Raw genomic sequence first — 25,078 nt, 5'->3', positions numbered from 1 at the left:
AGACCAGTATATGCATGGCAATGCATGATCATGCAAACCGGGTGGGTGTGTTCCCGCTGACGCTACTGGCCGCCCTCGGCCGGCGCGGCGGTGGGAATGTCGTTCGCCGCGGTCCAGGAGACCAGGTCCTGCTGCTGGATCGCCGCCGCGAGGAGGTCCGGGAACTGGTCCGGGGTGCAGGCGAAGGCCGGGATGCCGAGTGCGGCGAGCGCGGCGGCGTTGTCGTGGTCGTAGGCGGGCGCGCCGTCGTCGCTCAGCGCGAGCAGGCAGACCACCTGCACGCCGTCCGCCCGCAGCGCCTGCGCGCGCTGCCGCATCTCCGCCTCGTTGCCGCCCTCGAACAGGTCACTGATCAGCACCAGCACCGTCTCCCGCGGCGCGTCGATCCGGCTCTGGCAGTACGCCAGCGCCGCGTTGATGTCGGTGCCGCCACCCAGCTGGACCCCGAACAGCAGCTCCACCGGGTCCGGCATCGCCTCGGTCAGGTCCGCCACCGCGGTGTCGAACGCGATGATTTGCGTCCGCAGGGACCGGATCGACGCCAGCACCGCGCCGAACACGCTCGCGTAGACCACGGACGCCGTCATGGAGCCGCTCTGGTCAAGGCACAGCACGATCCGCCTGCTCACGCTCGGCAGCCGCCGCCCGAACCCCACCAGCCGCTCCGGGACGACCGTGCGCTGCTCGGGCTGGTAGTGCTTGAGGTTCGCCAGGATCGTGCGGTTCCAGTCGATGTCGCCGTGCCGCGGCCGGTTCGTGCGGCCGGCCCGGTGCAGCGCGCCGCTCACCGCCTGCCGCGTCGGCTGCGCCAGGCGTTTCTCCAGCTCGTCCACCACCTTCCGGACCACCGCCCGCGCGGTCTCCCGCGACCGCTCCGGGATGGCCCGGTTCAGCGACAGCAGCGTGCCCACCAGGTGCACGTCCGGCTGCACGGACTCCAGCAGCTCCGGCTCCAGCAGCAGCTCGGCGAGGCCCAGCCGGTCGATCGCGTCGCGCTGCATGACCTGCACGACCGAACTGGGGAAGTAGCCGCGGATGTCGCCCAGCCACCGCGCCACCCGCGGTGACGAAGCGCCCAGGCCGCCGCGGCGGTCGGACTCCGTGCCGTACAACGCCTCCAGCGCCGCGTCCCGGCGGGCGTCCACACCGGACAGTGCCGTGCCGGTGCCGTCGGCGTCCTGGCCGCCGAGGATCATCCGCCAGCGTCGCAGCCGTTCGCTCATCCCAGCAGCTCCAGGATCCGCGGCACCACCAGCGCCGCCCGCTCGTGGTCCAGCGCCTCGTCCTCCGCGCGCACCCCGGACGCGGCCGCGCCGCGGTCGAGGCGGCGTACCCGCAACCCGATCTCCCGCCGCTCGGCGGCGGAAAACCCGGCGAACGTCCGGCGGAGCAACGGAAGCAGGTGGTCGAACACGTCACCGCCGACGCCGCCGGCCCACCGGTCGACGATCTCCAGCAGCTCCGGCTCGTGCACCAGCAACGCCGCCTCGCCGGACAGGAACCCCTCCAGCCACCCCGCCGCCTGCGTGGCGTCCGCGGCCGGGGACAGCTGCCGGGACAGGCGCCCGCCGGCGTCGGTGACGTCGAGCAGCCCGGCGTCGAGCAACAGCCGCACCGCGCGGCCCGCGATCGGCCCCGGCACGCCGCGCCGGTCGGCGACTGTCCGCAACGCCCCGTACCAGACGTCACGCAGCTCCGGCTGGTCGAGCAGCCCGATGCCGCGCTGCACCCCGTCCACCAGCTGCCGCACCTCGCGGCCGGACTCCTCGTCCAGCCCGGCGCAGGCGGCCGGCAGGCCGACCGCGATGCGGGTGACCACCCCGCTCACCACCCGCTGCACCAGTTCGGTGTCCGACCGCCGCACGTTGCCGTACCGGCGCACCCGCGCCATCGGCTCGACGGCGGCCATCAGCCGGGTGATGTCGTGCTGGCGGGCCGCCCGCTCGTCGAGGGCGGCGAGCACCCCGGCCAGCGCCGCGGGCAGGTCGGCCGTCAGGGTCTGTTCGACCAGCGTGCTCAGCTCCGCGATGCCGGCCTCGGCGGTCCGCTGCGCGACCACCGCGGTGGCCGCGGAGGCGATGGTGGTGCCGTGACCGCTCGCCTCGATGAGCGCGACCTCCAGCTCCGGGCGCCATTCCAGCACCCACGACTCGCGGAACGTGCCCTTGGTGCGGCTGGTCTCCGCCGGTTCGCCCCACGGCACGCCGAGCAGCAGCAGCCGGTGCAGCAGTGTGCTGCGCTCCAGGTGGGACGGTGTCCGCAGGTCGAGGTCCAGCTGCTGCTCGGCCGCGCTCTGCTTGAGCCGCAACCGTTTCCGGGTCGCGGCGAGGTCGGCGGCCAGCGGCACCATCGGTGTCTCGTCCGGAACCCGGCCGAGGACGTCGCCCACCAGCAGCGTGCGGGCGACCAGCCGCATCGGGACGTCCGACCCGCCACACAGGACCGCGCGGCACGCTTCCAGCACTTCCGGCAGTCCCGGGTGCGGGCGGTCGCGCAGGGCGGCCAGCGCGTCGGCCAGCCGCACCGCCTCGATGACCGCGGCCGGGGACACGTCGTGCTGCTCGCGGCGCAGCAGGTGCGCCACCCGCACCAGCCAGCGGCCGACCGCCTCGTCCCGGCCGGTGGTGAACAGGTGGTGGTACCAGCCGGGGGAGGAGATCCCGGCGCCGTAACCGCTCGCCCGCGCCAGCCGCGAAGACGTCCACGGCACCCACGTCGCCGCGACCTTCGTCGTGCGCAGACCCTTGAGCAGCCGGGTGTCGGCCGCCTGGGACGGGAACTCCGACGGCACGAGAGCCGGTGCGTGCCAGGCGCCGCAGACGACCGCGACGGACCCGGCGCCGCTGCGCAGCGTGGCGCGCAGCACCCGCCGCATCGCCGCCTCGCGCCGCTGCGTGCGCAGGTCCGGCACGTGCCCTTCGCGCAGCGTGCGCATCGCGTCCAGGAGCGCGTCGAACACCTCCAGCCCGTGGTAGCGCAGCTCGACCGCGTCCTCCCACCAGCGCTCCGGATCGTCGTACCCGGCGGCGCCGGCCAGCGTCGCGATCGGGTCGATCGGCGGCCCGGCGGGATCGTCCGCGTCCTCGAGCGTGAGCGCGACGTTCGCCGGCAGGTCGGCGAACCGCACCTCCCGCCCGTGCTCGAGCGCCCACCGCAGCGCCACCCACTCCGGGGAGAACACGGCCATCGGGTAGAACGCGGCCCGCGCGGGTGTGGCGGTCGCGTACACCAGGCCGGCGACCGGGGGCCGCATCCCGGCCGCCGCGGCGAGCGGGGCGACCGCGTCCAGTTCCGGCGGCCCCTCGATCACCACGACCTGCGGGTCCAGCCGGGCCAGTGCGCCGGCCACCGCCCGCGCCGACCCGGGCCCGTGGTGCCGGACGCCCAGGACGTGCAGGCTCACGCCAGTTCCCGGCACGCGCGATACAGGTCGGCCCACGGCTTGCGCTCGCGGACCACGGTTTCCAGGTACTCCTGCCACACGATCCGGTCCTGCACCGGGTCCTTGACCACCGCGCCGTGCAGGCCGGCCGCCACGTCGTCGGCGCGCACCACGCCGTCGCCGAAGTGGGTGGCCAGTGCGATCCCGTTGGTCACCACCGAGATCGCCTCCGCGGTGGACAGGGTCCCGGACGGTGACTTGATCCTGGTGCGGCCGTCGGTGGTCACCCCGTCGCGCAGCTCCCGGAACACGGTGACCACCCGCCGGATCTCGTCGGCGTGCTCGGCCCCAGCCGGCAGCCGCAGCGACCGGCCCAGCTGCTCGACGCGCAGGCGGACGATCTCCACCTCGGCCTCGGCGTCGTCCGGCAACGGCAGCACCACGACGTTGAAGCGGCGTTTGAGCGCGGCGGACAGGTCGTTCACGCCCCGGTCGCGGTCGTTGGCGGTGGCGATCACGTTGAACCCGGCGCGGGCCTGCACCTCGCTGTCCAGCTCGGGGATCGGCAGCGTCTTCTCGCTCAGGACGGTGATCAGCGCGTCCTGCACGTCGGACGGGATCCGCGTCAGCTCCTCGATCCGCGCGATGCCGCCGGTCTCCATGGCGCGCAGCACCGGGCTGGCGACCAGGGCCTTCGGTGACGGACCCTCGGCGAGCAGGCGGGCGTAGTTCCAGCCGTAGCGGATGGCTTCCTCGGGGGTACCGGACGTGCCCTGGACCAGCTGTGTGGAATCACCGGAGATCGCGGCGGCCAGGTGCTCGGACAACCACGTCTTCGCCGTGCCGGGCACCCCGAGCAGCAGCAACGCGCGGTCGGTGGCCAGGGTCGCGATGGCCACCTCCACCAGCCGGCGCGAGCCGAGGTACTTGGGGGAGACCGGGGTGCCGTCGCCGGTCTCGCCGCCCAGCACGTAGGTGGCGACCGCCCACGGGGAGAGGCGCCAGTTGGGCGGCTTCGGCCGGTCGTCGGTGGCGGCCAGCGCGGCCAGCTCGCCGGCGTACTGCTGCTCGGCGTGCGCGCGCAGCACATCCGTCATGGGAACTCCTGCAGGATGGTCGCTCGGATGGTCAGTGCGTGGGCGATGCCGCGCAGGGTGCGGGCCGCTGGTGCGGAGCCGGTGCCCAGAGCCAGGAGCCAGTTCTCCACCGCGGCCAGCGCGGCCGGGTGCAGGTGCTCGGCCAGTGCTCGCGCGGCGAGCCGCAGCACAGCTTCGGCCTTCGCGTCGCGCAGGCGGCCGACGAGCTCCGTGGAGAACCGGGCCGGCCACGGTCCCGGGGCGGCGGCGAGCAGGGCGCCGAAGCGGGTGTCGAGCTTGCGCGCACCGCTCAGGAGGTCCGTGGCGATGTCCGGGGTGAGTGCGGCGATCAGGTCCGGGGTGGGCTCGTGGCGGGCGAGCGCGGTGAGCCACTCCTGGTCGCCCTGGCGCACCGCGGCTTTCGTCCAGCCGAGGACGACGTCGGCGTCCGCGTGGCTGATCTCGCTGGTGTCCCAGGTGGACAGTGGCGTGGCGGCGAGGATCTGGATCAGCCGGGACGCGGCCCGGCCCCGCCCCGGTTCGCGGTGGCCGCCGATCCCGTCACGGCGCGCCGCCTCGTCGGGTTCGCCCGGCAGCTCGAAGGTGCCGGCCGCCGTGTGCAGCCGCCGCGCGCGTCCGGCCATCCGGTGCGCGCGGGCCGAACCGGGCAGGTGCTCCAGCAGCGCGGCGGCGGCCGCGCGCACCGTCCCGGCCCGGTCGTCCAGCGCGCGTTCCAGCAGCGGCTCGTCCGCATCGGACAGTCCGGTGCGCAGGACGTCGAGGAAGGCGGCGCGGGTCGCAGCCGGTTCGGCGGCCCAGGTGTCCTCGACGAGTTCGCGAGCCCGGTCCGGTTCGGTCTCCCGCAGGTCGCTCAACAGGGCCAGCCGTTCGGCGCGGGTGCCGGTCGCGAACCGTCCGGCCACCTCGGCGCGCGGGACGGTGGCGGCCCAGCTCCACGCCGGCTGGTGCCCGGCCAGCCAGGTGCCCCGCGGGCCGATGACCTGCTTGACCAGGCGGCGCGCGCCGGTGGCGGTGGTGCCGAACCGGAGCAGCTCGGGCAGCAGCCGGTACGGCGGGCGCCGCCCGGAGGCGCGGGCCGCGGTGAGCCAGCCGGTGGTGAGCAGGTCGGTGCCGGCCTCGAGACGGATGCTGCGGCCGAGGAGGAGTTCGAGGATCTGGGCGGCGACCGGGGAGCACTCGGGACGCTCGTCGCGATCCGCCGGTTGCCGTGGGGTGCCGCGCCAGGTGGGCGGGGTCCAGCCGGCCCGCCGGTAGCCGGCGGCGAGCGCGGCGGCCGCCAGGACGGCGGCTTCGGGGGAGCCCGCGGTGACGCGGTCGGCGCCCGCGACACCGCACCCGGCGAGCGTGAACGGGCGGCGGCCGGTGCCGACCAGTGCGGTGCCGAGCAGGTCTTCCCAGGCGGTCACAGTGCCACCAGCCGGTCGCCGACCTGCACGCTCAGCGGGTGCAGGCGCTCGTCGATCCACTCGCCGAACACCGCCACCGGGTGACCGCCGGACAGGGCGAGCAGTTGCCACACGTCGGTGCCCGGCGCCAGGGTCAGGGCCGCGCCGCCGGAATCGACGAGCAGCGGCGGCTCACCGGGCACCACCGTCATGCCCGCCAGGGCCAGCGGGATGCGGCGCAACCACGGGTTGCCGGCCAGCCACCGGGCCGCCTGGGCGAGCGCGTCGGGCACGCCGGTGGCGTGCGGCAGGCCGGAACCGGCCATCACCTGGTGCTCGTCGCCGGTGAGCAACGCGCGCCGGGGGCCGGCACCCGGGTACCGGGCCACTTCACCGTCCACAACGGACCCGAGCACGTGCGCCACCTTCAGCGCCTGGCCGGCGGCGGCGAAGTCCAGCAGCACCACGGTCTCGCCGGTGCGCTCGCCGTGCAGCCAGGTCCGCTGGGACAGCAGGCGGTCGTCCTCCTCCTGGCTCAGGCCCACCACCCACCAGCGGTCGGCGACCCGGTCGCCGATCTCGTCGCGGCGGCGCGGCCAGCCGAGCACGGCACGCAGGTCGCCCACGGCCGCCTCGTCCAGTTCGGCGCGGCGGCGCCAGGCGCGGATCGCGAGGTACCAGCCGCCCAGCTCGCCGAGCAGGTGCGGGGCCCAGTCGGCGCGGGCGTGCAGGTCGGCGGCCACCGCGCGGACCCGGTCGGCCAGCCCGGGCAGCTGGGCGTCGACCAGACGGGCGGCGGCGGTGTCCCAGAAGCCCGCCGGCTGCCTGCGGGCGGTGGCCAGCCCCTGCCGAACCAGGTCGTGCAGCCACAACTCGAAATCACCGAGCCCGGCCGACATCAGCGACTCCCGCTCGGCGAGGCGGCGGGCCTGTGCCTCCGGGTCGGGCCGCGCGGGTTCCGTCCGGGGAGCGGCCGGGGTGGCCCACTCCGCAGGCGCGGCGCCGGCCGTCACCGACCCGTCGCCCGCCACCCACATCAGCAGCAGCGCCAGGCCGTGCTTGCAGGGGAACTTGCGGCTCGGGCAGGTGCACCGGAAGGACGGTTCGGTGAGATCGACGGTCACCTGGTAGGGGGAGCGGGCGCTGCCCTGGCACTTACCCCAGACGAGTGAGCTGGTACTGCCCAGATCGGACCAGGTGCGCGGGTTCGCCAGGGCGCGGGCGGCCTTCGCGGACCCGGCGTCGGGCGCCAGCGCCAGCACGCGCGCCACCGTCCACCGCGATCCCACACGAGCCAGCGTATCCCGCGGCAGCGGAGGCCACCGTGGGCCGGCCGGGGCGCCCGGCGCCCCGGCCGGTCTCCGGTCAGGCCATCTCGGGCACGCGCAGGTGTGCCAGGGCCAGCTCGAACTCGCCCACCTCGAGGATCTCGACCCCGGCCTCGCCGGTGATGCGCGAGCGCAGCTCCTCGGCCCGGGAGCGGCTGGAGTCCATCGCCTGCCGGTCGGTGAAGGTCACCGACGAGACCGCCCGCCCGGAATCCCGGTCGATCATCAGGCTGGCGCTGCAGAAGCCGCCGAACTGCGTCAGCTCGGGCAGCAGGCCCATCCGGTAGCTGTCCAGGGCGCGGTCCAGCTGATCGAAGCGGACCCAGGTGACGCGGCAGCAGGCGCCCTCCGGGGCCGGGTGGTCCCGGTGCAGCACCGCGATCTCCCACTCGTCGACCTGCGGCCGGCCCCCGCCCATCACCTCCATCGCGCGGTCACGCAGCGGGCGTACCCGGTCCGCGGTGTCGTGCATCGCCTCCGCCGATTCCCAGGAGGTGGTGACGATGCACCGCCCGGAGTCGCGGTCGATGAGCAGCGAGAGCCCGACGAAACCGGGCATGTCCATCAACTCGGGCATGGTCTCGTCACGCACGTGGGAAAGGCCGGCGTCGAGGGTGTCCTGCTGAGCCTGAATCGTGGTGGAACGTGCGAACACGCCGTCCACCCCCTCTCCGATCGAGGCGGCGTCCCGGCGGCGCCGCCGGTAGCCCTACACCTTGCGCCGCCGGATGGCGGAACGCAACACCCGCCGGAAGGTCACGCGGCGCGGCGCCTACCGGGCGACGGGTTCCGGTGCCGGCGCGCGGCGCACGAACAGCGCCGTCACCAGGGCGAGCACCCCGACCACGCCGGCCACCACGAACGCGATGCGCAGGCCGGCCGCGTCCGGCGGTCCGGCCGGGTCGGCGCTGCCGAGCGTGGCGACGCTGACGAACACCGCGGTGCCGAACGCGCCCGCCACCTGCTGGAGCGTGGCCAGGATCGCGCTGCCGTGCGAGTACAGGTGGTCCGGCAGCACGCCGAGGGACTCGGTCATCAGCGGCGTCATCATGAACCCGAGCCCGGCCATCAGCAGCACGTGGATCGCGATCACCGCGCCCAGGGGTGAGCCGGGACCGAGCAGGGCGAACAACCACATCGACACCGCCAGCGCCACCGCGCCGGGGATCACCAGCGGCCGCGCGCCGAACCGGTCGAACAACGCGCCCACCGGGCGGCCGAGCAGGCCGAGGGCCAGGCCGCCGGGCAGCACCGCGAGGCCACTGACGAACGTGCTCGTGTGCAGCACGGTCTGCAGGTACAGCGGCAGCATGATCGACGCGACCCCGAGCAGGCACACGAACAGCAGCGCGGCCAGCACGAGCGCGATCACGAAGCTGCGGTGCGTGAACGGCCGCAGGTCCAGCAGCGCCCGGTCGGCGCGCTGCAGCCGCGTCTGCCGCCAGGTGAAGACCGCGAGCAGGGCCAGCCCCGCGACGACCGGGACCCACGGCGCGACGGGGGAGTGGCCGCCACCCTCGCCGATCCCGGCCAGGCCGTAGAGCACCCCGCCGAACCCGAACGCCGACAGCAGCACCGACGGCACGTCCAGCGGCACCTTCCGCGTCGCGCCGTCCAGGTGGAACCAGACGGCGCCGAGGCACAGCGCGGCCAGCGCCAGCGGCAGCACGATCCAGAACATCCAGCGCCAGGTCAGCGACGACAGCACCGCGCCGCCGATGGTCGGGCCGATCGCCGGCGCCACCGCGATGACGATGGTGATCGTGCCCATCGTCGCACCCCGTTTGTGCGCGGGCACCAGGCGCATCACCGAGGTCATCAGCAGCGGCAGCATCACCGCGGTACCGCACGCCTGCACCACGCGCCCGGCCAGCAGCACGCCGAAGCCCGGCGCCAGCCCGCTCACCAGGGTGCCGAGGCTGAACAGGCCCAGCGACGCGAGGAACACCCGGCGCGGCGTGAACCGTTCCAGCAGGAACCCGGTGGTCGGGATGACCACGGCCATCGTCAGCAGGAACCCGCTGGTCAGCCACTGCACGGTGGTGGTCGAGACGGCGAGGTCGGCGGTGAGGTCGCGCAGCGCCACGCTGAGGATCGTCTCGTTGAGGATCATCACGAACGCGGACACCACGAGCACGCCGATGAGCAGCCCGGACCGTGGCGGGGTCGTGTCCGCCGCGCCGGACGGAGTGGTCGCGGGGGCGGCCATGGACAACACCTCACGGGACAGTGGTGGCAAGGGATCTGGGGCTGGGGAGACGGCATCGGCCCCGCCGGAGCGACCGCAGCCGCGGTCCCGGAGGACAGCAGGCGGAAACAACCCCTGCTCCTGTATACGGGGCGCGTGCCGGCCGCGTCCACCGGATTTCCCGTGGTGACCCCGGTCGGCGGTGGTCCCGAAGACGGGCCGCGGGTGTCCACGCCGGACCTGCCCGGGTCGCGGCCGGTGGGTGCCGTCCCCGGGTCCGGGAATTTCCGCGTCGAACCGCACGATCGCAGGGCGTACAAAGGAACCCAGAGGTGGTGGTGCCGTTGGCGGTCGTGCGGGACGCGAGACGGCGCCGCTGGACGGTGGTGGCCATGGTGACCGCGGCGCTGCTGACGGCGCCCCTGGTCGTCGCCGCACTGCGCCCGTCCGGGCCGCCGCGGGACCCGGCCGCGCTGCGTGAGCTGGTCCTGCGTTCCGGCACCGTCCCGTACCAGGGATACGCGCACAGCACCGGCGCGCTCGCGCTGCCCGATCTGCCGGACCTCGGCGACGTCGCGAAGCTGTTCGCCACCACGACCACCATGCACGCCTGGTACGCCGGGCCCGTCCGCTCCCGCGTCGCCGTCCTCACCGTCACCGGCGAACAGGACCTCTACCGGATGCCCGACGCCGACTACACCTGGGACTACGGCACACGGACGCTCACCGAGCTCACCGGGACACCGGCGCTGCGGCTGCCGCGCGCGAGCGACCTGCTCCCGCCCGACCTGGCGCGGTGGCTCCTGAACGCCACGCCGGGGGACCGGCTGGACGCCCTGCCCGGCCGGAACGTCGCAGGGGTGGCCGCGTCCGGACTCCGGGTGGTGCCCGCCGATCCGGACACCGCCATCGGGCAGGCCGACCTGTGGGCCGATCCCGCCACCGGGCTGCCGGTGCGCGTCGAGGTGACCGCGCGCGGTCAGCGGGCGCCGGGTCTGGTGAGCACGTTCGACGCCGTCGAGGAGACCGCGCCGGTGATCGCCACGCCCGATCTGGCGCCGGGCGCGAGCTTCACCCTGACCACCGCTCCCGACCTCAGCCGCGCCTTGCGCGCGCTCGGCAGCGCACGGTTGCCGCCGGTGCTGCACGGCCGTCCCGCCCGCGCCTCGGGCCTGGACGGTGTCGCCCTCTACGGGCCCGGGCTCGCGGCGTTCGCGGTCGTCCGGGTGCCGCCGGAGGTCGCCGGATCCGTTGCCGACGCGGCGGCCACGGCCGGCGGGGCGAAATCGGCCCTGACCGCGGGCAGCGTGGTGGTCCTGTCGATCCCGCCGCTGTCGCTCGCCGTGGTGCAGCCCCACGAAGGGGGCCGCGGGTACCTGCTCGCCGGCCTGGTCACCCCGGAGGTGCTGCGCGCGGCCGCCGGTGAGCTCGCCCAGCGGAGCGGACGATGATCACCACGCACGCGCTGACCAAGCGGTTCGGCCGCACCGTGGCCGTCGACGCCGTGGACCTGCGGGTGCGCGAGGGCGACCGGTACGGCTTCCTCGGACCGAACGGGTCGGGCAAGACGACCCTGGTCCGGATGCTGCTCGGCCTGGTCTACGCCTCCAGCGGCGAGATCGAGGTGCTGGGCCGTCCGATGCCGCGCCGGGCCGCGGAGGTGCTGCCGCAGGTCGGCGCCCTGGTCGAGGGCCCGGGCGCGTATGCCCACTTGTCCGGGCGCCGCAACCTCGTCCTGCTCGACGCCGCGGGCGGCGGTGCCCGGCGGTCCCGGCGCGCCCGGATCGAGGAGGCCCTGGACCGGGTCGGGCTGGCGGCGGTCGACCAGCGCCCGGTCAAGGCGTACTCCCTGGGCATGCGGCAGCGTCTCGGGCTGGCCGCCGCCCTGCTCGGGCGCCCGCGGCTGCTCGTGCTCGACGAGCCCACGAACGGGCTGGACCCGCAGGGCATCAAGGAGATTCGCGACCTGCTCGTCGAGCTGAACGCCCACGGCACCACGGTGTTCCTGTCCAGCCACCTGCTCGCCGAGGTCGAGCAGCTGTGCACCCGCGTCGGCATCGTCGACCGCGGCCGCCTCGTGCTGGAGGACGACCTCGCCGTGCTCCGCGAGCCGACCGGCCGGGTGCTGGTCGCCACGCCGGACGTGGCGCAGGCCGCCGCCGTCCTCGACGGTCGCCTGGAGTCGCGGGCCGGTGAGGCGCTGGTGGTCCGGCACGACGACCCGGCCGCGCTCAACGCCCGGCTGGTCGCGGCCGGCGTGCGGGTGCACGCGATCCGCGCCGAACGGCGGACGCTGGAGCAGGTCGTGCTGGAGGTCACCGGCACCGGCTCCGACCGGTTCGGGGTGCCGCCGTGATCGCGGTGGAGCTGCGCAAACTCGTGCTGCGGCCGCGGATGTGGGTGAGCGTGGGGCTGTTGTGCCTGCTGCCCGCGATCGTCGCGGTGTTCCTGGCCACCGCGGACTTCGCCCCACCACCCGGGCAGGGCGCGGCGTTCCTGTCCGCGGTGGTCTCCGACGGCTCGCTGTACCCGGCCGCCGCGCTCGCGCTGGTGCTGCCGTTGTTCCTGCCGATCGCCGTCGCGGTCGTCGCCGGGGACGCGGTCGCCGGCGAGGCCGCCGGCGGCACGCTGCGGTACCTGCTCGCCCGGCCGGTCGGCCGGACCCGGCTGCTGGTTGCGAAGCTCGTCGCGGTCGCCGTCTACGTGACGGCCGCGATCGCGCTCGTGGTCCTGACCTCGCTGGCCGTGGGGGTGCTGCTGTTCGGCACCGGCGGGCAGCCCGGCGTGGCCGGTGGCGGTGCGCCGCCACCCGGGGTGATCTCGATGTCCGGCACGGCGCTGAGCTCGTCGGCACTGGGGTGGCGGCTGCTCGGCGCGGTCGCCTACATCGTGGTGTCGATGCTCGGGTTCGCCGCGATCACGCTGTTCCTGTCCACCGTGACGGACTCGGCGCTCGGCGCCGCCCTCGGCGGTCTCGCGGTGCTGATCACCAGCTCGGTGCTGGAAACCCTGGACGCCGCAGCTCCCGCGAAGCCGTACCTGCCGACGCACTACTGGCTGTCCTGGATCGACTTCTTCCGCGATCCGGTGCTGTGGCGCAACATCGACCAGGGACTGCTCCTGCAGGCCGGTTACCTCGTCGTCTTCTTCGGCGCCGCCTGGGCCAACTTCGCCACCCGGGACATCACCAGCTAGCCGCAGCCGGCCGGCGCGGTCAGCGGTGCGGTGCCCAGCGCGCGCAGGACGAGCGCGGTGACCTGCGGGTCGGTGGGCAGGTCGCCGTGGGCGGCGGGATCCGCCGGGCACACGGCTTGCAGCGGCACGTTCACCGCGCCGTCGATCCGGGCCGAGTCGGGCGGCACCACCACCTCGTCGCGCTCGGTCCACACCGACAGCCACGGGAGGGCGGCCGGCACCGGCTGCGCCTGCAGCTGCCGCAGCAGCGCGCTGCCGGGGGCGAGCTGCCGGCACGCGGCCGGGCACGCGGACGGGTCGAGCGCCGCGGCGGCCGCCGCGAGCTGGGTGCCGTGCAGGGGCGCGCCCAGCGTCACCAGGCGGCGGGCCTGGTGCTCGCCGCCGCCCTGGGTGGCCCACCAGCCGGCGACCACCCCGCCGGCCGAATAGCCGATCACGTCGACCGACGGTGCCCCGCGGGCGCGCGCCCGCTCGGCCGCGTCGTCCAGGACGGCGACCTGGGCCAGCAGATCCCCGGTGCCGCCGTCCGGCAGTGTCAGCACCTCGGTCTGCCGTCCGGTCGCCTGCCGGATCCGGCCGGCGAGCCGGGCGAGCGCGTCCTGCGCGCCACCGTAGCCGGGAACCAGCAGCACGGGACCCGGGTCGTCCTGCGCCGGCCACCCGTCACCGGCCGGCGCAGAACGGCCGGCGGCGAGGGCGCCCGCGAGCAGACCCGCCACCGCCACCGCGGCGACGAGCATCACCAGCAGACGGCGGCGTGGGCTGATACCCCGCCACCAAGCCGAAACCCGCACCGGAGGAGGAAACCCACCGGGACGGGCCGCGGAAGGTGTTCCGCGGCCCGTCCCCGGGCGGTCACTGGTAGAGCGCCGCCTGGATCTTCGGGTCGTTGATGTTGGTCTTGTCGTACCAGTAGAACGCGGTGTCGATCCGCTTGGGCAGCGGCTGGTGGTTGATCGCCTTCAGCGCGGCGTCCACCAGTTGCCGCCCGATGTCCACCGGGTCCTGGGTGATCGCGCCGAACTCGAGGCCGCTGTTGATCGCGTCGATCTGGGCCTTGCCGGAGTCGAACCCGACCACCGTCAGGCCCTGCTTCCCGCTCTCCTGCACACCCTTGAGCACGCCGATCGCCGAACCCTCGTTGGAGGCGTAGATGCCCTTCAGGTCGGGGTTGGCCGAGATGATCGACTTGGTGATGTTGGCCGACTCCAGCTGGTCACCACCACCGTACTGGGGCGGCAGCACCGTGATACCGGGCGCGTTCTTCGCCATCCAGTCCAGGAACCCGTCCCGCCGGTCCTTGCCGGACAGGCTCGTCTGGTCGTGCACGACCAGCGCGACCTTGCCCTGTCCGCCGATCTGCTGCGCCAGGTGCTTGGCCGCCTCGGCCGCCGCGGCCTTGTTGTCCGTGGCAACCGTGGTGACCGGGATGTCGCTGTCCACACCGGAGTCGAACGCGATCACCGGGATGTTCTGCGACTTCGCCTGCTGCAGCAGCGGGGCGGCGGCCCGCGAGTCCAGCGCCGCGAACCCGAGCGCCTGCGGCGACTTGGCCAGCTCGTTGGTGAGCATGTTGACCTGCTGCTCGACGTCCTTCTCGGTGGCCGGGCCGACGAACGTGGTGCGCGCGCCCTTGGCGGCGGCCTCGTCCTCGGCGCCCTTCTTCACAGCCTGCCAGAACTGGTGCTGGAAGCCCTTGGACACGATCGAGATGAGCGGGCCGTTACCGCCGCCGCCGGCGGAGTTCCCGCCCTGGCCGCACGCGCCCAGCGTCAGCGCCAGCAGGGCGGCGGCGGCCGCTGCGGCGAACCTTTTAGTCCTCATCAAGAACTCCTTTGTTCTTTCAGGCTTCCCGTTTCCGGATCCGGTCGGTGTAGACGGCCACCAGGATCACGCACCCGAGGATGACGTTCTGCCACTCCTGCGGGATGGACATGATCTGCAACCCGTTGTTGAGCACCGAGATGATCAGCGCACCGATCAGGGTGCCGAGGATCGATCCCTTGCCGCCGGACAGCGACGTCCCGCCGATCACCACGGCGGCGATCGCCTGCAGCTCGTACCCCATGCCGGTGGCCGGCTGCGCCGACCCCAGCCGGGCCGAGATCATCACGCCGGCCAGACCGATGAACAGCCCCGCGAACGTGTAGATCCCGAGCTTCCACCGGCGCACGTCGATGCCGGACAGTGCCGTGGCCTCCTCGTTGCTGCCGATGGAGTAGGTGTAGCGGCCGAGCACGCTCTTGGTCAGCAGCACGCCCGCGATGATCGCGATCACCAGCAGGATCAGCACCGCGTTGGGCACGTTCGGGATCAGGTTGCCCGCCGAGATCTCGATGTAGCCGGGCGAGTTGCTGAAGTAGATGGGGGTGCTGTGCGACAGCACGAGCGCCAGCCCCTCGGCGACGAGCATCATCGCCAGCGTCGCGATGAACGGCGGGATCTTCAGCAGGGCCACGTTGATCCCGTTGACCAGCCCGATCAGCCCGCCGAACAGGATCGCCAGCGGCACCCCGACGGCCAGCGGCAGTCCCATGTTCACGATGAACACCCCGGACATGACCGCGCACAGCGCCATCCCGGTGCCGATGGACAGGTCGATGCCGCCGGTGATGATGACGAACGTGGTGCCGACCGCGAGGGTCCCGATCACCACCGTGGAGAACAGGATGGCGATGAAGTTGCCGTAGGAGAAGAAGAACGGGCTGACGATCGAGAAGAAAGCGTAGATCACGATGAGGCTCGCGAACGCCAGCAGTTGCTGGAGCCTGCTCTTGATCGCGCCGGCCACGCCGCCGGCCTGCTGCCGCTCCGCCACCGGAGCCTTGACCGTGGTCATGCCTGTCCTGCCTTCTCTTCGGGAGCGAGTCCGAGCTCGGCGGCGTCGGCGGGGTTCTCGTCCGGCCGCAGGGTCGCGAAGTGCATGATGTTCTCCTGGGTCGCTTCGGCGGCGCCGAGCACGCGGGTGACGCGGCCCTCGCTCATCACCACGACGCGGTGCGACATGCGCAGGATCTCGGGGAGCTCGGAGGAGATCATGATGATCGACTTGCCCTGCGCGGTGAGCTCGTTGAGCAGCTGGTAGATCTCCTCTTTCGCGCCGACGTCGATCCCGCGGGTCGGTTCGTCGAAGATGAGGACGTCGCAGTCCTTGGCCAGCCACTTGGCGATGACGACCTTCTGCTGGTTGCCACCGGAGAGGTTCTTGGTGGTCTGGTCCAGCGACGGCGTCTTGATCCGCAAGGTGCCGATGTAGCTCTCGACCTTGGCACGCAGGGCGCCGTCGCGGACGAACCCGCCGCGGGTGAACTGGTCGCGCAGCGCGGACAGCGCGATGTTGGCCTTGACGTCCTGGTCCAGCAGCAGCCCGTACCGTTTCCGGTCCTCGGACAGGTAGCCCACACCGAGGCGGGCGGCGTCGGCGGGGTTGGCGATGCGGACCGGCTTGCCGTGCAGGGTCACCGTGCCGGCCTCCGCCTTGTCGGCGCCGACGAGGGCGCGGGCGACCTCGGTGCGGCCGGCGCCCATCAGCCCGGCGAACCCGAGGATCTCGCCGTGCCGCAGGTCGAACGACACGTCCTTGAGCAGGTCCCGGGTGCGCAGGCCCTCGACGCGCAGCACGACCTCCCGGTCCTGCTGCACCCCCTCCGGCCGGGCTTCGGTGTCGATGGGCCGGCCCACCATCAGCGCGATGATGTCCGGGGTGGCCGCGGTGGCCATGTCGAGGGTGTCGATGTACTCGCCGTCGCGGATCACGGTGACCCGGTCGGCGATGCGCTTGATCTCCTCGATCCGGTGGGAGATGTAGATGACGCCGGTGCCGGGCCGCACGAACCGCCGGATCAGTTCGTGCAGGGTTTCCACCTCGGCGTCGTTGAGCGCCGCGGTCGGCTCGTCCATGATCAGCACGCGCGGGTCGTAGGACAGCGCCTTGGCGATCTCCACCATCTGCTGGTTGGCCACCGTCAGCCCGCCGACCACCGCGCGGGGGTCCAGCCGCAGGTGCAGCCGGTCCAGCAGCTCCGCGGCGCCGGTGTTGAGCTTGCGCTCGTCCAGCAGCAGCCGCCCGCGCCGCGGTTCCCGCCCGATGAAGATGTTCTGCGCGACCGTCAGGTGCGGCACCAGGTTGAACTCCTGGTGGATGATGCTGATGCCCAGTTCGAGCGCGTGCCGCGGGCCGGCCGGCTGGTACGGCTCGCCGCGCAGCCGGAAATGCCCGGAGTCGGCCCGGTGGATGCCCGACAGCAGCTTCATCAGGGTGGACTTCCCGGCACCGTTCTCGCCGACCAGCGCGAGCACTTCGCCGGAACGCAACTCCAGCCGCATGTCGTGCAGCGCACGGACACCGGGGAAGGTCTTGTTCACGCCCTCGACCTCGAGCAGTGGCTCAGTCATCGTCGCGACCCCGCTCATCACACCCGCTCCGCCACACCGTAGACCGCGCTCGCGGTACCGGACAACACATCGGACCGTTCGGTCTCGGACAGCTCACCGAACAGTGTCGAAACGGTTTCCCAGGTTGGGCGGTACCCTCCACTGGGGACGGTCATCGGCCAGTCGCCGCCGTACATCAGCCGCCGCGGACCGAAGGCCTCGAACGCGACCGCGACGGCCGGTCGCGCCGCGGCGACGGTGAGTGGTTCTCCGGGCCGTTGCAGCCCGGAGACCTTGGCGACCGTGTTCGGGTGCGCGGCGACCGACCGCAGCGTCGCCTCCCAGTTCCGGAACTCCGCCGGATCCCCCGGTGGCTTGCCGAGGTGGTCGACCACGATCGTCAGCTCCGGCAGCGCGGCGGCCAGATCGGCGACCCGGGCGAGGTGCCGGGGCCAGGCGTCCGGCACGTCGAAGGGCAGGCCGCGCTCGGCGAGCGCGGTGAGTGACCGGCGCACCGCGGGCAGTTCCAGGAAGTCCTCGCGCGGATCGTCGTGCACGAGGTGCCGCACGCCGCGGAACGCCGGGTGCTGCTGCCAGCGGTCCAGCTGCCGCAGTGCGGTGTCCGGCTCGTCGAGGCGGACCCAGCCGACCACCCCGGCGATCCAGTCGTGGCGGTCGGCCTGCGCGAGCAGGAACTCGGTGTCGGTCTCGGAGTCCTCGGCCTGCACCAGCACCGCGGCGGCGATGCCCGCGGCGTCGAGTTCATGCCGGGCCTGCTCCGCGGTGAAGGTGGCGTGCAGCGGCCCCTCCGGCGGCAGCCACGCGTACTCGCCGACGGTGAGGTCCCACAGGTGCAGGTGGGTGTCCACGACGAAATCGGTGCTCATGCCCGGATCAGCCCCTTGTCCCGCAGTGTCGGCCACAGTTCTGCGGGCACGTGCGTCCGCAGCCGCCGGTCGTTCTCCCGGATCTCCCCAGGCGTCGCGGCGCCGGCGACCACCGCGTGCACCGTGGGATCCCGCAGCGGGAAGTGCAGCGCGGCGGTGGGCAGGTCCACGCCGAACTCGGCGCAGACGGCGGCGATCTCGCGCGCGGTGACCAGGACGTCCGGGGGCGCGGCGGCGTAGTCGAAACGGCTCGACGCCGACGGTTCCGGGGTGGCGAGCAGCCCGGAGTTGAACACGCTGGCGACCGCGACCCCGACCCGGCGGTCGCCGCACTCGGGCAGCACGTCGTCCATCGCCGTCTGGTCGAGCAGGGTGAACCGGCCGGCGACCATCAGGAGGTCGGCCACGCCGGAGCGGGCCGCGGCGGCCAGCGCGGTCACCGACTTCGAGCCGACGCCGATCGCCCGCACCAGGCCCTCCTCACGCAGCGCGGCGAGCGCGGGCAGCCCGGAGGCCAGGGCCGCGGGCAGGTCGTACTCCTCCGGGTCGTGCAGGTAGACCACGTCGACCGAGTCCAGACCCATCCGGGTCAGCGACTCCTCCAGACTGCGCCGCACCCCGCCGGCGGTGAAGTCCCACACCCGGCGGTGATCGGCCGGCACGGCGAACTGGTTCGCCTCGTCCAGCCGGTCCGCGCCCGCCGGGTCGGGCACCAGCAGCCGGCCGACCTTGGTCGACACCACGAACTCCGCCCGCGGGCGGCCGGCCAGGAAAGCGCCCAGCCGGCGCTCGGACAGGCCGAGACCGTAGTGCGGCGCGGTGTCGAAGTAGCGGATCCCGCAGTCCCACGCCGCCGCCAGCACCGCGTGCGCCTGCTCGTCGCTCATCGGCGAGTAGAGGTTGCCCAGGTTCGCCGCGCCGAACGCGAAGGGGCCGGGGAGATTAACCATGGGCGTACTCCGCGAGCGAGGAGGCGTGCATCTCGGTCCCGGCCCCGGGCGCCTTGGGCGCGAAGTACCGTCCATCGTGGACGTCGACCGGGGTGACGAAGTGCTCGTGCAGGTGGTCGACGAACTCGATCATCCGGTCCTCGGCCGTGCCCGACACCGCGACGTAGTCGAACATCGCCAGGTGCTGCACCGCCTCGCACAGGCCCACCCCGCCGGCGTGCGGGCACACCCGGACGCCGAACTTCGCGGCCAGCAACAGGATCGCGATGTTCTCGTTCACACCGCCGACCCGGGTGGCGTCGAGCTGGAGCACCGACAACGCGTTCGCCTGCAGCATCTGTTTGAACAGCACGCGGTTGGCGCCGTGCTCGCCGGTGGCCACCGGGATGGGCGCGACCGCCCGGGCGATCGCGGCGTGGCCGAGGATGTCGTCCGGACTGGTGGGCTCCTCGATCCAGGCGATGTCGAACGGCCGCAGCCGCTCCAGCCACCGGATCGCGTCGCCGACGTCCCAGCGCTGGTTGGCGTCCACCGCGATGCGGACGTCCGGACCGCACACCTCGCGGGCGATCCGCAGGCGCCGCACGTCCTCGTCGAGATCGGCGCCCACCTTGAGTTTGATCTGGCCGAACCCGTCGGCCACCGCCTCCCGGCACAGCCGGGCCAGCTTGGCGTCGTCGTAGCCGAGCCAGCCGGGCGTCGTGGTGTAGGCGGGGTAGCCCTCGCTGAGCAACCGGGCCTCCCGTTCGGCGCGGCCGGGTTGCGCGGCACGCAGGATGTCCAGCGCCTCGTCCCGCGTCAGCGCGTCGGTGAGGTACCGGAAGTCGACCAGGTCGACGATCTCCTCCGGGCTGAGCGAGGACAGCAACTGCCACAACGGTTTGCCCTCACGTTTGGCGCGCAGGTCCCACAGCGCGGTGACGGCCGCGCCGATGGCCATGTGCATGATCCCCTTCTCGGGACCGAGCCAGCGCAGCTGCGAGTCGTGTACCAGTTCGCGCCACACCCCGCCCAGGTCGGCGAGCAGCGCGTCCACGTCCCGGCCGAGCAGGTGGCCCTCCAGCGCGCGGAGCGCGGCGACCTGCACGTCGTTGCCGCGGCCGATGGTGAACACGAACCCGTGTCCCTCCAGACCGTCGGCGGCGTCGGTGACCAGCCGCAGGTAGGCCGCCGAGTAGTCGGGGTCCGGGTTCATCGCGTCCGACCCGTCGAGCGTCCGGGACGTCGGGAACCGGACGTCGTGCGTGTGCAGGGCGACGATGCGTGCCACGGACCCACTCCCTTGTACGTCTGGGTGTGGCAGACGATAGAGATCCGATGTCTGCGCCGTCAAGGCTCGCGCGGTCCGGGAAAGTTGCTCTACGATTTCGACGACCTGGGAGAAGAGACCCGACCAATACCGTGAGGAAGTGAACCGTGCACTTTGTCCGCCTCGGCCCCGTGGGCCAGGAACGTCCCGCTGTCGTCGCCGGGGACACGACTTACGACCTGTCCGGGCTGACGGCCGACGTCGACGGCGCGTTCCTCGCCTCGGGCGGTGTCGCGGCGGCGCGGTCCGCCGTCGAGGCGGGTGAACTGCCGGAGCTGGGGGACGCCGACACGATGCGCCTCGGCGCGCCCATCGCGCGGCCGGGCGCGATCCTCTGCATCGGCATGAACTACGCCGAGCACGCGGCCGAGTCGGGCTCGGCGCCGCCGGAGGTGCCGATCCTGTTCCTCAAGACCCCCGGCACCGTCGCGGGGCCGCACGATCCGGTGACGATCCCACCGGGCAGCGAGCGCACCGACTGGGAGGTCGAGCTGGGCGTCGTCATCGGCAAGCGCGCCCTCTACCTCGACTCGCCGTCGCGGAGCCTGGAGCACGTGGCCGGGTTCGTGGTCGGCAACGACGTGTCCGAGCGGCAGTACCAGCTCGTCGACTCCGGCGGGCAGTGGAGCAAGGGCAAGTGCGCGCCCGGGTTCAGCCCGCTCGGGCCGTGGCTGGTGCCCGCCGGCGAGGTGGACCACGGCAACCTGCGGTTGCGCAGCTGGGTCAACGGCGAGCCGCGCCAGGACTCCACCACGGCGGACATGATCTTCGGCGTCGAGCACCTGGTGTGGCACCTGAGCCGTTACCTCGCGCTGGAGCCGGGCGACGTGATCCTCACCGGCACCCCGCAGGGCGTGGCGCTGTCCGGGAAGTACCCGTACCTGCGGCCGGGGGACGTGGTGGAGCTCGAGATCGAGGGCCTGGGCAGGCAGCGTCAGGAGTTCGTGGCGGCGGAGGTGGCGTGATGGGCGAGTTCGACGGGCTGGTCGCGGTGGTGACCGGCGGGGCGTCCGGGATCGGCGCCGCGGTGGTGGCGGCGCTGCACGAGCGGGGCGCGCGGGTGGCCGCCCTCGATCTGCAGGCGGTGGACGACGGGGACGGATTGCTCGGCGTGCGGGCCGACGTCACCGACGACGCGTCGGTGCGGCAGGCGATCGCGGCGGTCGTGGACCGCTTCGGCGGCCTGGACATCGTGGTCAACAACGCCGGCATCGGTGCGCAGGGCACCGTCGAGGACAACGACGACGCCGAGTGGCAGCGGGTGCTCGACGTCAACCTGCTCGGCATGATGCGCGTCAGCCGCGCGGCGCTGCCGCACCTGCGCCGATCGCGGGCGGCGGCGATCGTGAACATCGGGTCGATCGCCGCGACCGCCGGGTTGCCGCAGCGGGCGCTCTATTCCGCGTCGAAGGGCGGCGTCGCGGCCTTGACCCGGGCGATGGCCGCCGACCACCTGGCCGAGGGGATCCGCGTCAACTGCGTCCACCCGGGCACCGCGGACACCCCGTGGATCGGCCGTCTGCTGCAGCGCGCCGCCGATCCGGACGCCGAACGCGCGGCGCTGGAGGCGCGGCAGCCGCACGGCCGGCTGGTGTCGCCGCAGGAGATCGCGCACGCCGTGCTGTACCTGGCCAGCCCGCTGGCGACGTCCACGGCCGGGGCCGGGATCGCGGTGGACGGCGGTATGCAGGAGCTGCGGCTGCGGCCGCGCTGACCGCGCGCCCGGGCCCCTCCGTGCGGTCAGCCCAGCAGGGCCTGGCGCAGCCACTGCTCCACGCCCGCGATGTGCACGGTCGCGGCGGCGCGGGCCACATCGGGCTGACGGGCGGCCAGTGCCTGCTGGATCGCGCGATGTTCGGCGAGCGTCCGTTCGCTCACGCCCTCCTGCGTGATGCCGCGCCACGTCCGGGCGCGCTGGGTGCGCCCGGACAGGCTCTCCAGCAACGACGCGAGCACCGGGTTGCCGCACGCAGTCGCGATCCGGCGGTGGAACTCCAGGTCGTTTTCCACCAGCTGGTCCACCGTCGGCTCGTCGCCGAGCGAGTCGAGCAGCTTCGCCAGCGCCGCGATCTCCTCGTCGGGCATCTGCCGTGCGGCCATCTCGGTGACGGCCGGCTCGATGACGCGGCGGGCCTCCAGGAACTGCAGCACGGTGTCGTCGCGGTGGAAGTCCACGACGAACCCCATCGCGTCCATCAGCAGCGACGGTTCCAGGCTCGTCACGTACGTGCCGTCGCCGCGCCGGACGTCCAGCACGTGGATGAGCGACAGCGCGCGCACGGCCTCACGCAGCGAGTTGCGGGACAGGCCGAGCCGGTCCGCGAGGTCGGCCTCGCGGGGCAGGCGGTCGCCGGGGCGCAGTTCGCCGTCGACGATCATCTGCTTGATCGCCTCGATGGCGTCGTCGGTGACGGACATGCGGCTCAGTGATCCTTCCCGGCCAGCTGCCCGGTGAGGCTCCACAGCAGCGGGAGACCGTCATCGGTGCCGGAGTAGTCGTCCGGCTTCGCGTGCAGCGGGCCGACGGTCGCCTGCCAGCGCACGTTCGCCGGGTGGTTCCGCAGCGCGTCCCGCATGCGGTGGTAGTCGTCGACCTCGACGAGGTGGAACAGGTGGGTGCCGTCGCGCCAGATCCGCCAGTTCCGCACGCCGCTCTCCACCAGCGCCGCCGCCACATCGGAGGGGATGGACCGGTGGACGGTCTCGTAGTCGAGCTCTGCACCGGGCTTCAGCTCCGTGTGCAGCGCGATCTCCGGCATACCCGCTCCCTGTCCGATGTGTAGCGGCAGGATACATCGGATCTTTCCGGGTCAGCCCCGGGCCGGCTCAGTGCAGGATGTTGACCGCCCGGGCGACGACGAGCACCACGAGGACGAGCGACACCGCGGACTGGGCCAGCATGGTGAGCTTCGCCCACGGTTTGAGCGGCATGACGTCGGTCGGGCTGAACGCGGTGGCGTTGGTGAAGGCCAGGTAGAGGTAGTCCAGGTAGACCGGTTCCCAGTCCGGCGGGGCCAGCTTGGGGTCGGCCATCTGGGGGAACAGCAGGTCCGGGAACTCGCGTGAGCCCGCGGCCCGGGCGGCCGGCCCGCCGCGGTCGAACTCCCAGTACCACAACGAGAACACCACGATGTTGGTCAGGTAGATGCTGGCGCCGGCGGCGAGCAGGGGCGCGGCCTGGTCGCCGATCGAGCCGTTCAGGATGTGCCCGACGAGCAGGACGGCGGAGCCGGCGTTGCCCGCGCTCACCACCAGCAGCAGGCTCAGCGCGACCTTGCGCGCGTGCCGGTGGTCCCCGGCCGCCCGGCGCGGGCCCAGGCCGACGAGCGTCACCAGCAGCAGCGCCGACAACGCGGGGAGAACCCAGTGCGGGTGGATCACCAGGCGGTCGGGGAGGAGGAGTTGCAGTCCGATCGCCACGGCCACCGTCAGCGCCGCCGGCCAGCGGTGCGCCCCCTCGGTGGGACGCCGCCACGCGGGCAGCGTCGTGTCATCGGTAGTCATGGGGGGATCATCCTCCACCGCACCGTCACCGCGCCCGGCTCCAGTGACCGGCCATGGTGTCGGGCAGGGGCCCGGACTGAGATCTCGGTCGTCTCAGTCGGTGGCGAATCGGATATTGGACATCATGGTGCCGGAGTGCGATGGTCGAACCGTCAGCCTGCCCGCCCGGAAAGGACCACGGATGCCCGGTCAGCCCGTCGATGTCGTGATCTGCGAGCCGCTGCGCACGCCGATCGGCCGGTTCGGAGGCGCGCTGGCCGGCCAGACCCCCGCGGCGCTCGCCGCGCACGTGCTGTCCGCCGTCGTGACACGCACCGGCATCGACCCCGGCCGGGTCGACGAGGTGATCCTCGGCCACGCCTACCCGACGTCGGAGGCGCCGGCGATCGGCCGCGTCGCGGCGCTGGACGCGGGTCTGCCGGACACGGTGACCGGCATCCAGATCGACCGGCGGTGCGGGTCCGGCCTGCAGGCCGTGCTCGACGCCGCGATGCAGATCCGCGCCGGGTTCAGCGAGGTGGTCCTGGCCGGCGGCGCCGAGGTGATGAGCGCCGCGCCCTACTACACGCACGAGGGCCGGTGGGGGATCAAGGGCCCGGGCCTGCAGCTGCACGACTCGCTGGCGCGGGGCCGCGCCACCGCGGGCGGCGTGCACCACCCGATCCCGGGCGGGATGATCGAGACCGCCGAGAACCTGCGCCGGGAGTACGGCATCTCCCGCGAGGACCAGGACGCACTCGCCCTGGCCTCGCAGCAGCGGGCCGCCCGGGCGATGGAGAACGGGCTGTTCGCCGAGGAGATCGTTCCGGTGACGGTGCAGACGCGCAAGGGCCGGACGGTCGTCGAGGCCGACGAGCACCCGCGACCGGACACCACCGCGGAGGGCCTGGCGAAGCTGACGCCGGTGATGATCCGCACCGATCCCGATGCGACGGTGACCGCGGGCAACGCCAGCGGCCAGAACGACGCGGCCGCCGCGTGCCTGGTCACCAGCGCCGCGACCGCCGAGAAGCTGGGCCTGCGCCCGCTGGTGCGCCTGGTGTCCTTCGCCCGTGCCGGGGTGCCTGCCGAGACGATGGGGATCGGCCCGGTGCCCGCGACCAGGGCAGCCCTGGCCAAGGCGGGCCTGACGCTGGCCGAGATCGACCTCATCGAGCTGAACGAGGCGTTCGCCGCGCAGGTGCTGGCGTGCACGCGGGCGCTCGGCCTGACCGACGCCGACCACGAACGGCTCAACGTCAACGGTTCCGGCGTGTCGCTGGGGCACCCGGTCGGGGCGACCGGTGCGCGGATCCTCGCCACGCTGGCCCGGGAGATGACCCGGCGCGAGGCCCGCTACGGCCTGGAGACGATGTGCATCGGCGGTGGGCAGGGCCTCGCGGCGGTCTTCGAGCGCATCGCCTGACGCGGCACGCGTGCCCGCCGGGGCGAGCCCGCGAACCGGCCCGGCGGCACGGTGGGACCGCCGTCCGGGTGATC

At 73.3% G+C, this 25,078-nt stretch carries 23 protein-coding genes; 6 read left to right on the top strand and 17 right to left on the bottom strand.

The features are described from left to right. Positions 1-62: 62 nt before the first annotated feature. The 7 genes from FHX46_RS15685 to FHX46_RS15655 all read right to left on the bottom strand — a co-directional run bounded on the left by FHX46_RS15685 (position 63) and on the right by FHX46_RS15655 (position 9,401). Positions 63-1,223: a VWA domain-containing protein gene (locus FHX46_RS15685; protein ID WP_167115125.1), complete on the bottom strand. Its 1,161-nt coding sequence runs from the start codon at positions 1,221-1,223 to the stop codon at positions 63-65. Continuing rightward, the gene (locus FHX46_RS15680) at positions 1,220-3,403 is read right to left on the bottom strand and encodes a DUF5682 family protein (RefSeq protein WP_167115122.1); all 2,184 of its coding nucleotides are present in this window, start codon (positions 3,401-3,403) and stop codon (positions 1,220-1,222) included. The genes FHX46_RS15685 and FHX46_RS15680 overlap by 4 nt, the downstream gene beginning before the upstream one ends. After that, entirely contained in the window at positions 3,400-4,479 is a 1,080-nt protein-coding gene (locus FHX46_RS15675) for an ATP-binding protein (RefSeq protein WP_167115120.1), read from the bottom strand. The genes FHX46_RS15680 and FHX46_RS15675 overlap by 4 nt, the downstream gene beginning before the upstream one ends. Further along, complete coding sequence (locus FHX46_RS15670; RefSeq protein ID WP_167115118.1) at positions 4,476-5,885, bottom strand: DUF5691 domain-containing protein; 1,410 nt, start codon at positions 5,883-5,885, stop codon at positions 4,476-4,478. Before FHX46_RS15670 ends, FHX46_RS15675 begins: the two co-directional genes overlap by 4 nt. Then, positions 5,882-7,153 (bottom strand): SWIM zinc finger family protein, encoded by a 1,272-nt coding sequence (locus FHX46_RS15665; RefSeq protein ID WP_313886153.1) that lies wholly within the window; start codon positions 7,151-7,153, stop codon positions 5,882-5,884. Before FHX46_RS15665 ends, FHX46_RS15670 begins: the two co-directional genes overlap by 4 nt. A gap of 76 nt (positions 7,154-7,229) precedes the next feature. Beyond that, positions 7,230-7,847, bottom strand: coding sequence for an antibiotic biosynthesis monooxygenase (locus tag FHX46_RS15660; protein WP_167115115.1), 618 nt, complete (start codon positions 7,845-7,847; stop codon positions 7,230-7,232). Positions 7,848-7,964: 117 nt separating this feature from the next. Then, positions 7,965-9,401: an MDR family MFS transporter gene (locus FHX46_RS15655; protein WP_167115110.1), complete on the bottom strand. Its 1,437-nt coding sequence runs from the start codon at positions 9,399-9,401 to the stop codon at positions 7,965-7,967. Positions 9,402-9,712: 311 nt separating this feature from the next. On the opposite strand from FHX46_RS15655, the gene FHX46_RS15650 reads away from it, so the two are divergent. The 3 genes from FHX46_RS15650 to FHX46_RS15640 are packed head-to-tail and all read left to right on the top strand — an operon-like array spanning position 9,713 to position 12,575. Further along, positions 9,713-10,831, top strand: coding sequence for a hypothetical protein (locus FHX46_RS15650; protein WP_313886152.1), 1,119 nt, complete (start codon positions 9,713-9,715; stop codon positions 10,829-10,831). Further along, positions 10,828-11,736 (top strand): ABC transporter ATP-binding protein, encoded by a 909-nt coding sequence (locus FHX46_RS15645; RefSeq protein ID WP_167115107.1) that lies wholly within the window; start codon positions 10,828-10,830, stop codon positions 11,734-11,736. Before FHX46_RS15650 ends, FHX46_RS15645 begins: the two co-directional genes overlap by 4 nt. After that, entirely contained in the window at positions 11,733-12,575 is an 843-nt protein-coding gene (locus FHX46_RS15640; protein ID WP_167115104.1) for an ABC transporter permease, read from the top strand. Before FHX46_RS15645 ends, FHX46_RS15640 begins: the two co-directional genes overlap by 4 nt. Here FHX46_RS15640 and FHX46_RS15635 read toward each other — a convergent pair. From FHX46_RS15635 to FHX46_RS15605, 7 genes are all read right to left on the bottom strand, one after another. Beyond that, entirely contained in the window at positions 12,572-13,369 is a 798-nt protein-coding gene (locus tag FHX46_RS15635) for an esterase/lipase family protein (RefSeq protein ID WP_313886151.1), read from the bottom strand. The two genes, FHX46_RS15640 and FHX46_RS15635, sit on opposite strands and share 4 nt — an antisense overlap. 61 nt (positions 13,370-13,430) lie before the next feature. Then, positions 13,431-14,399, bottom strand: a complete 969-nt coding sequence (locus FHX46_RS15630) for an ABC transporter substrate-binding protein (protein WP_167115101.1) — start codon at positions 14,397-14,399, stop codon at positions 13,431-13,433. Between the two features lie 19 nt (positions 14,400-14,418). Further along, positions 14,419-15,414: an ABC transporter permease gene (locus tag FHX46_RS15625; RefSeq protein ID WP_167115098.1), complete on the bottom strand. Its 996-nt coding sequence runs from the start codon at positions 15,412-15,414 to the stop codon at positions 14,419-14,421. Then, positions 15,411-16,988 carry a sugar ABC transporter ATP-binding protein gene (locus FHX46_RS15620; RefSeq protein ID WP_167115095.1) on the bottom strand — a complete coding sequence of 526 codons (1,578 nt, stop codon included), beginning with the start codon at positions 16,986-16,988 and terminating at the stop codon, positions 15,411-15,413. The genes FHX46_RS15625 and FHX46_RS15620 overlap by 4 nt, the downstream gene beginning before the upstream one ends. Next, positions 16,988-17,836, bottom strand: coding sequence for an amidohydrolase family protein (locus FHX46_RS15615; RefSeq protein WP_167115093.1), 849 nt, complete (start codon positions 17,834-17,836; stop codon positions 16,988-16,990). Before FHX46_RS15615 ends, FHX46_RS15620 begins: the two co-directional genes overlap by 1 nt. Next, complete coding sequence (locus FHX46_RS15610; RefSeq protein ID WP_167115090.1) at positions 17,833-18,786, bottom strand: aldo/keto reductase; 954 nt, start codon at positions 18,784-18,786, stop codon at positions 17,833-17,835. The genes FHX46_RS15615 and FHX46_RS15610 overlap by 4 nt, the downstream gene beginning before the upstream one ends. Beyond that, a complete protein-coding gene (locus FHX46_RS15605; protein WP_167115087.1) occupies positions 18,779-20,056 on the bottom strand; it encodes an L-fuconate dehydratase in 1,278 nt (425 codons plus the stop codon). The genes FHX46_RS15610 and FHX46_RS15605 overlap by 8 nt, the downstream gene beginning before the upstream one ends. Before the next feature lie 146 nt (positions 20,057-20,202). On the opposite strand from FHX46_RS15605, the gene FHX46_RS15600 reads away from it, so the two are divergent. Both FHX46_RS15600 and FHX46_RS15595 read left to right on the top strand, forming a co-directional pair. Beyond that, complete coding sequence (locus FHX46_RS15600) at positions 20,203-21,060, top strand: fumarylacetoacetate hydrolase family protein (protein WP_167115084.1); 858 nt, start codon at positions 20,203-20,205, stop codon at positions 21,058-21,060. Beyond that, entirely contained in the window at positions 21,060-21,809 is a 750-nt protein-coding gene (locus tag FHX46_RS15595; RefSeq protein ID WP_167115081.1) for an SDR family NAD(P)-dependent oxidoreductase, read from the top strand. The genes FHX46_RS15600 and FHX46_RS15595 overlap by 1 nt, the downstream gene beginning before the upstream one ends. A 26-nt stretch (positions 21,810-21,835) precedes the next feature. On the opposite strand, the gene FHX46_RS15590 is transcribed toward FHX46_RS15595, so the two are convergent. From FHX46_RS15590 to FHX46_RS15580, 3 genes are all read right to left on the bottom strand, one after another. Next, positions 21,836-22,513 (bottom strand): FadR/GntR family transcriptional regulator, encoded by a 678-nt coding sequence (locus FHX46_RS15590; protein WP_167115078.1) that lies wholly within the window; start codon positions 22,511-22,513, stop codon positions 21,836-21,838. Positions 22,514-22,518: 5 nt separating this feature from the next. Beyond that, complete coding sequence (locus FHX46_RS15585; RefSeq protein ID WP_167115075.1) at positions 22,519-22,854, bottom strand: L-rhamnose mutarotase; 336 nt, start codon at positions 22,852-22,854, stop codon at positions 22,519-22,521. Between the two features lie 67 nt (positions 22,855-22,921). Beyond that, the gene (locus FHX46_RS15580; RefSeq protein WP_167115072.1) at positions 22,922-23,599 is read right to left on the bottom strand and encodes a hypothetical protein; all 678 of its coding nucleotides are present in this window, start codon (positions 23,597-23,599) and stop codon (positions 22,922-22,924) included. Positions 23,600-23,780: 181 nt separating this feature from the next. On the opposite strand from FHX46_RS15580, the gene FHX46_RS15575 reads away from it, so the two are divergent. Then, on the top strand, positions 23,781-25,004 hold the full coding sequence (locus FHX46_RS15575) for an acetyl-CoA C-acetyltransferase (protein WP_167115069.1): 1,224 nt from the start codon (positions 23,781-23,783) through the stop codon (positions 25,002-25,004). Positions 25,005-25,078: the final 74 nt, after the last annotated feature.

The organism is Amycolatopsis viridis, from assembly GCF_011758765.1.
Lineage (GTDB): Bacteria > Actinomycetota > Actinomycetes > Mycobacteriales > Pseudonocardiaceae > Amycolatopsis_E > Amycolatopsis_E viridis.
The sequence above is the reverse complement of the archived record's forward strand: the minus strand, read 5'-3'. Positions and strand labels throughout refer to the sequence as shown.

What these genes read in the sequence shown, in the direction of transcription:
- FHX46_RS15685 (WP_167115125.1), bottom strand. Translation starts at nt 1,223, where the DNA reads ATGAGCGAACGGCTGCGACGCTGGCGGATGATCCTCGGCGGCCAGGAC.
- FHX46_RS15630 (WP_167115101.1), bottom strand. Translation starts at nt 14,399, where the DNA reads ATGAGGACTAAAAGGTTCGCCGCAGCGGCCGCCGCCGCCCTGCTGGCG.
- FHX46_RS15625 (WP_167115098.1), bottom strand. Translation starts at nt 15,414, where the DNA reads ATGACCACGGTCAAGGCTCCGGTGGCGGAGCGGCAGCAGGCCGGCGGC.
- FHX46_RS15645 (WP_167115107.1), top strand. Translation starts at nt 10,828, where the DNA reads ATGATCACCACGCACGCGCTGACCAAGCGGTTCGGCCGCACCGTGGCC.
- FHX46_RS15615 (WP_167115093.1), bottom strand. Translation starts at nt 17,836, where the DNA reads ATGAGCACCGATTTCGTCGTGGACACCCACCTGCACCTGTGGGACCTC.
- FHX46_RS15655 (WP_167115110.1), bottom strand. Translation starts at nt 9,401, where the DNA reads ATGGCCGCCCCCGCGACCACTCCGTCCGGCGCGGCGGACACGACCCCG.
- FHX46_RS15595 (WP_167115081.1), top strand. Translation starts at nt 21,060, where the DNA reads ATGGGCGAGTTCGACGGGCTGGTCGCGGTGGTGACCGGCGGGGCGTCC.
- FHX46_RS15610 (WP_167115090.1), bottom strand. Translation starts at nt 18,786, where the DNA reads ATGGTTAATCTCCCCGGCCCCTTCGCGTTCGGCGCGGCGAACCTGGGC.
- FHX46_RS15575 (WP_167115069.1), top strand. Translation starts at nt 23,781, where the DNA reads ATGCCCGGTCAGCCCGTCGATGTCGTGATCTGCGAGCCGCTGCGCACG.
- FHX46_RS15620 (WP_167115095.1), bottom strand. Translation starts at nt 16,988, where the DNA reads ATGAGCGGGGTCGCGACGATGACTGAGCCACTGCTCGAGGTCGAGGGC.
- FHX46_RS15585 (WP_167115075.1), bottom strand. Translation starts at nt 22,854, where the DNA reads ATGCCGGAGATCGCGCTGCACACGGAGCTGAAGCCCGGTGCAGAGCTC.
- FHX46_RS15580 (WP_167115072.1), bottom strand. Translation starts at nt 23,599, where the DNA reads ATGACTACCGATGACACGACGCTGCCCGCGTGGCGGCGTCCCACCGAG.
- FHX46_RS15675 (WP_167115120.1), bottom strand. Translation starts at nt 4,479, where the DNA reads ATGACGGATGTGCTGCGCGCGCACGCCGAGCAGCAGTACGCCGGCGAG.
- FHX46_RS15590 (WP_167115078.1), bottom strand. Translation starts at nt 22,513, where the DNA reads ATGTCCGTCACCGACGACGCCATCGAGGCGATCAAGCAGATGATCGTC.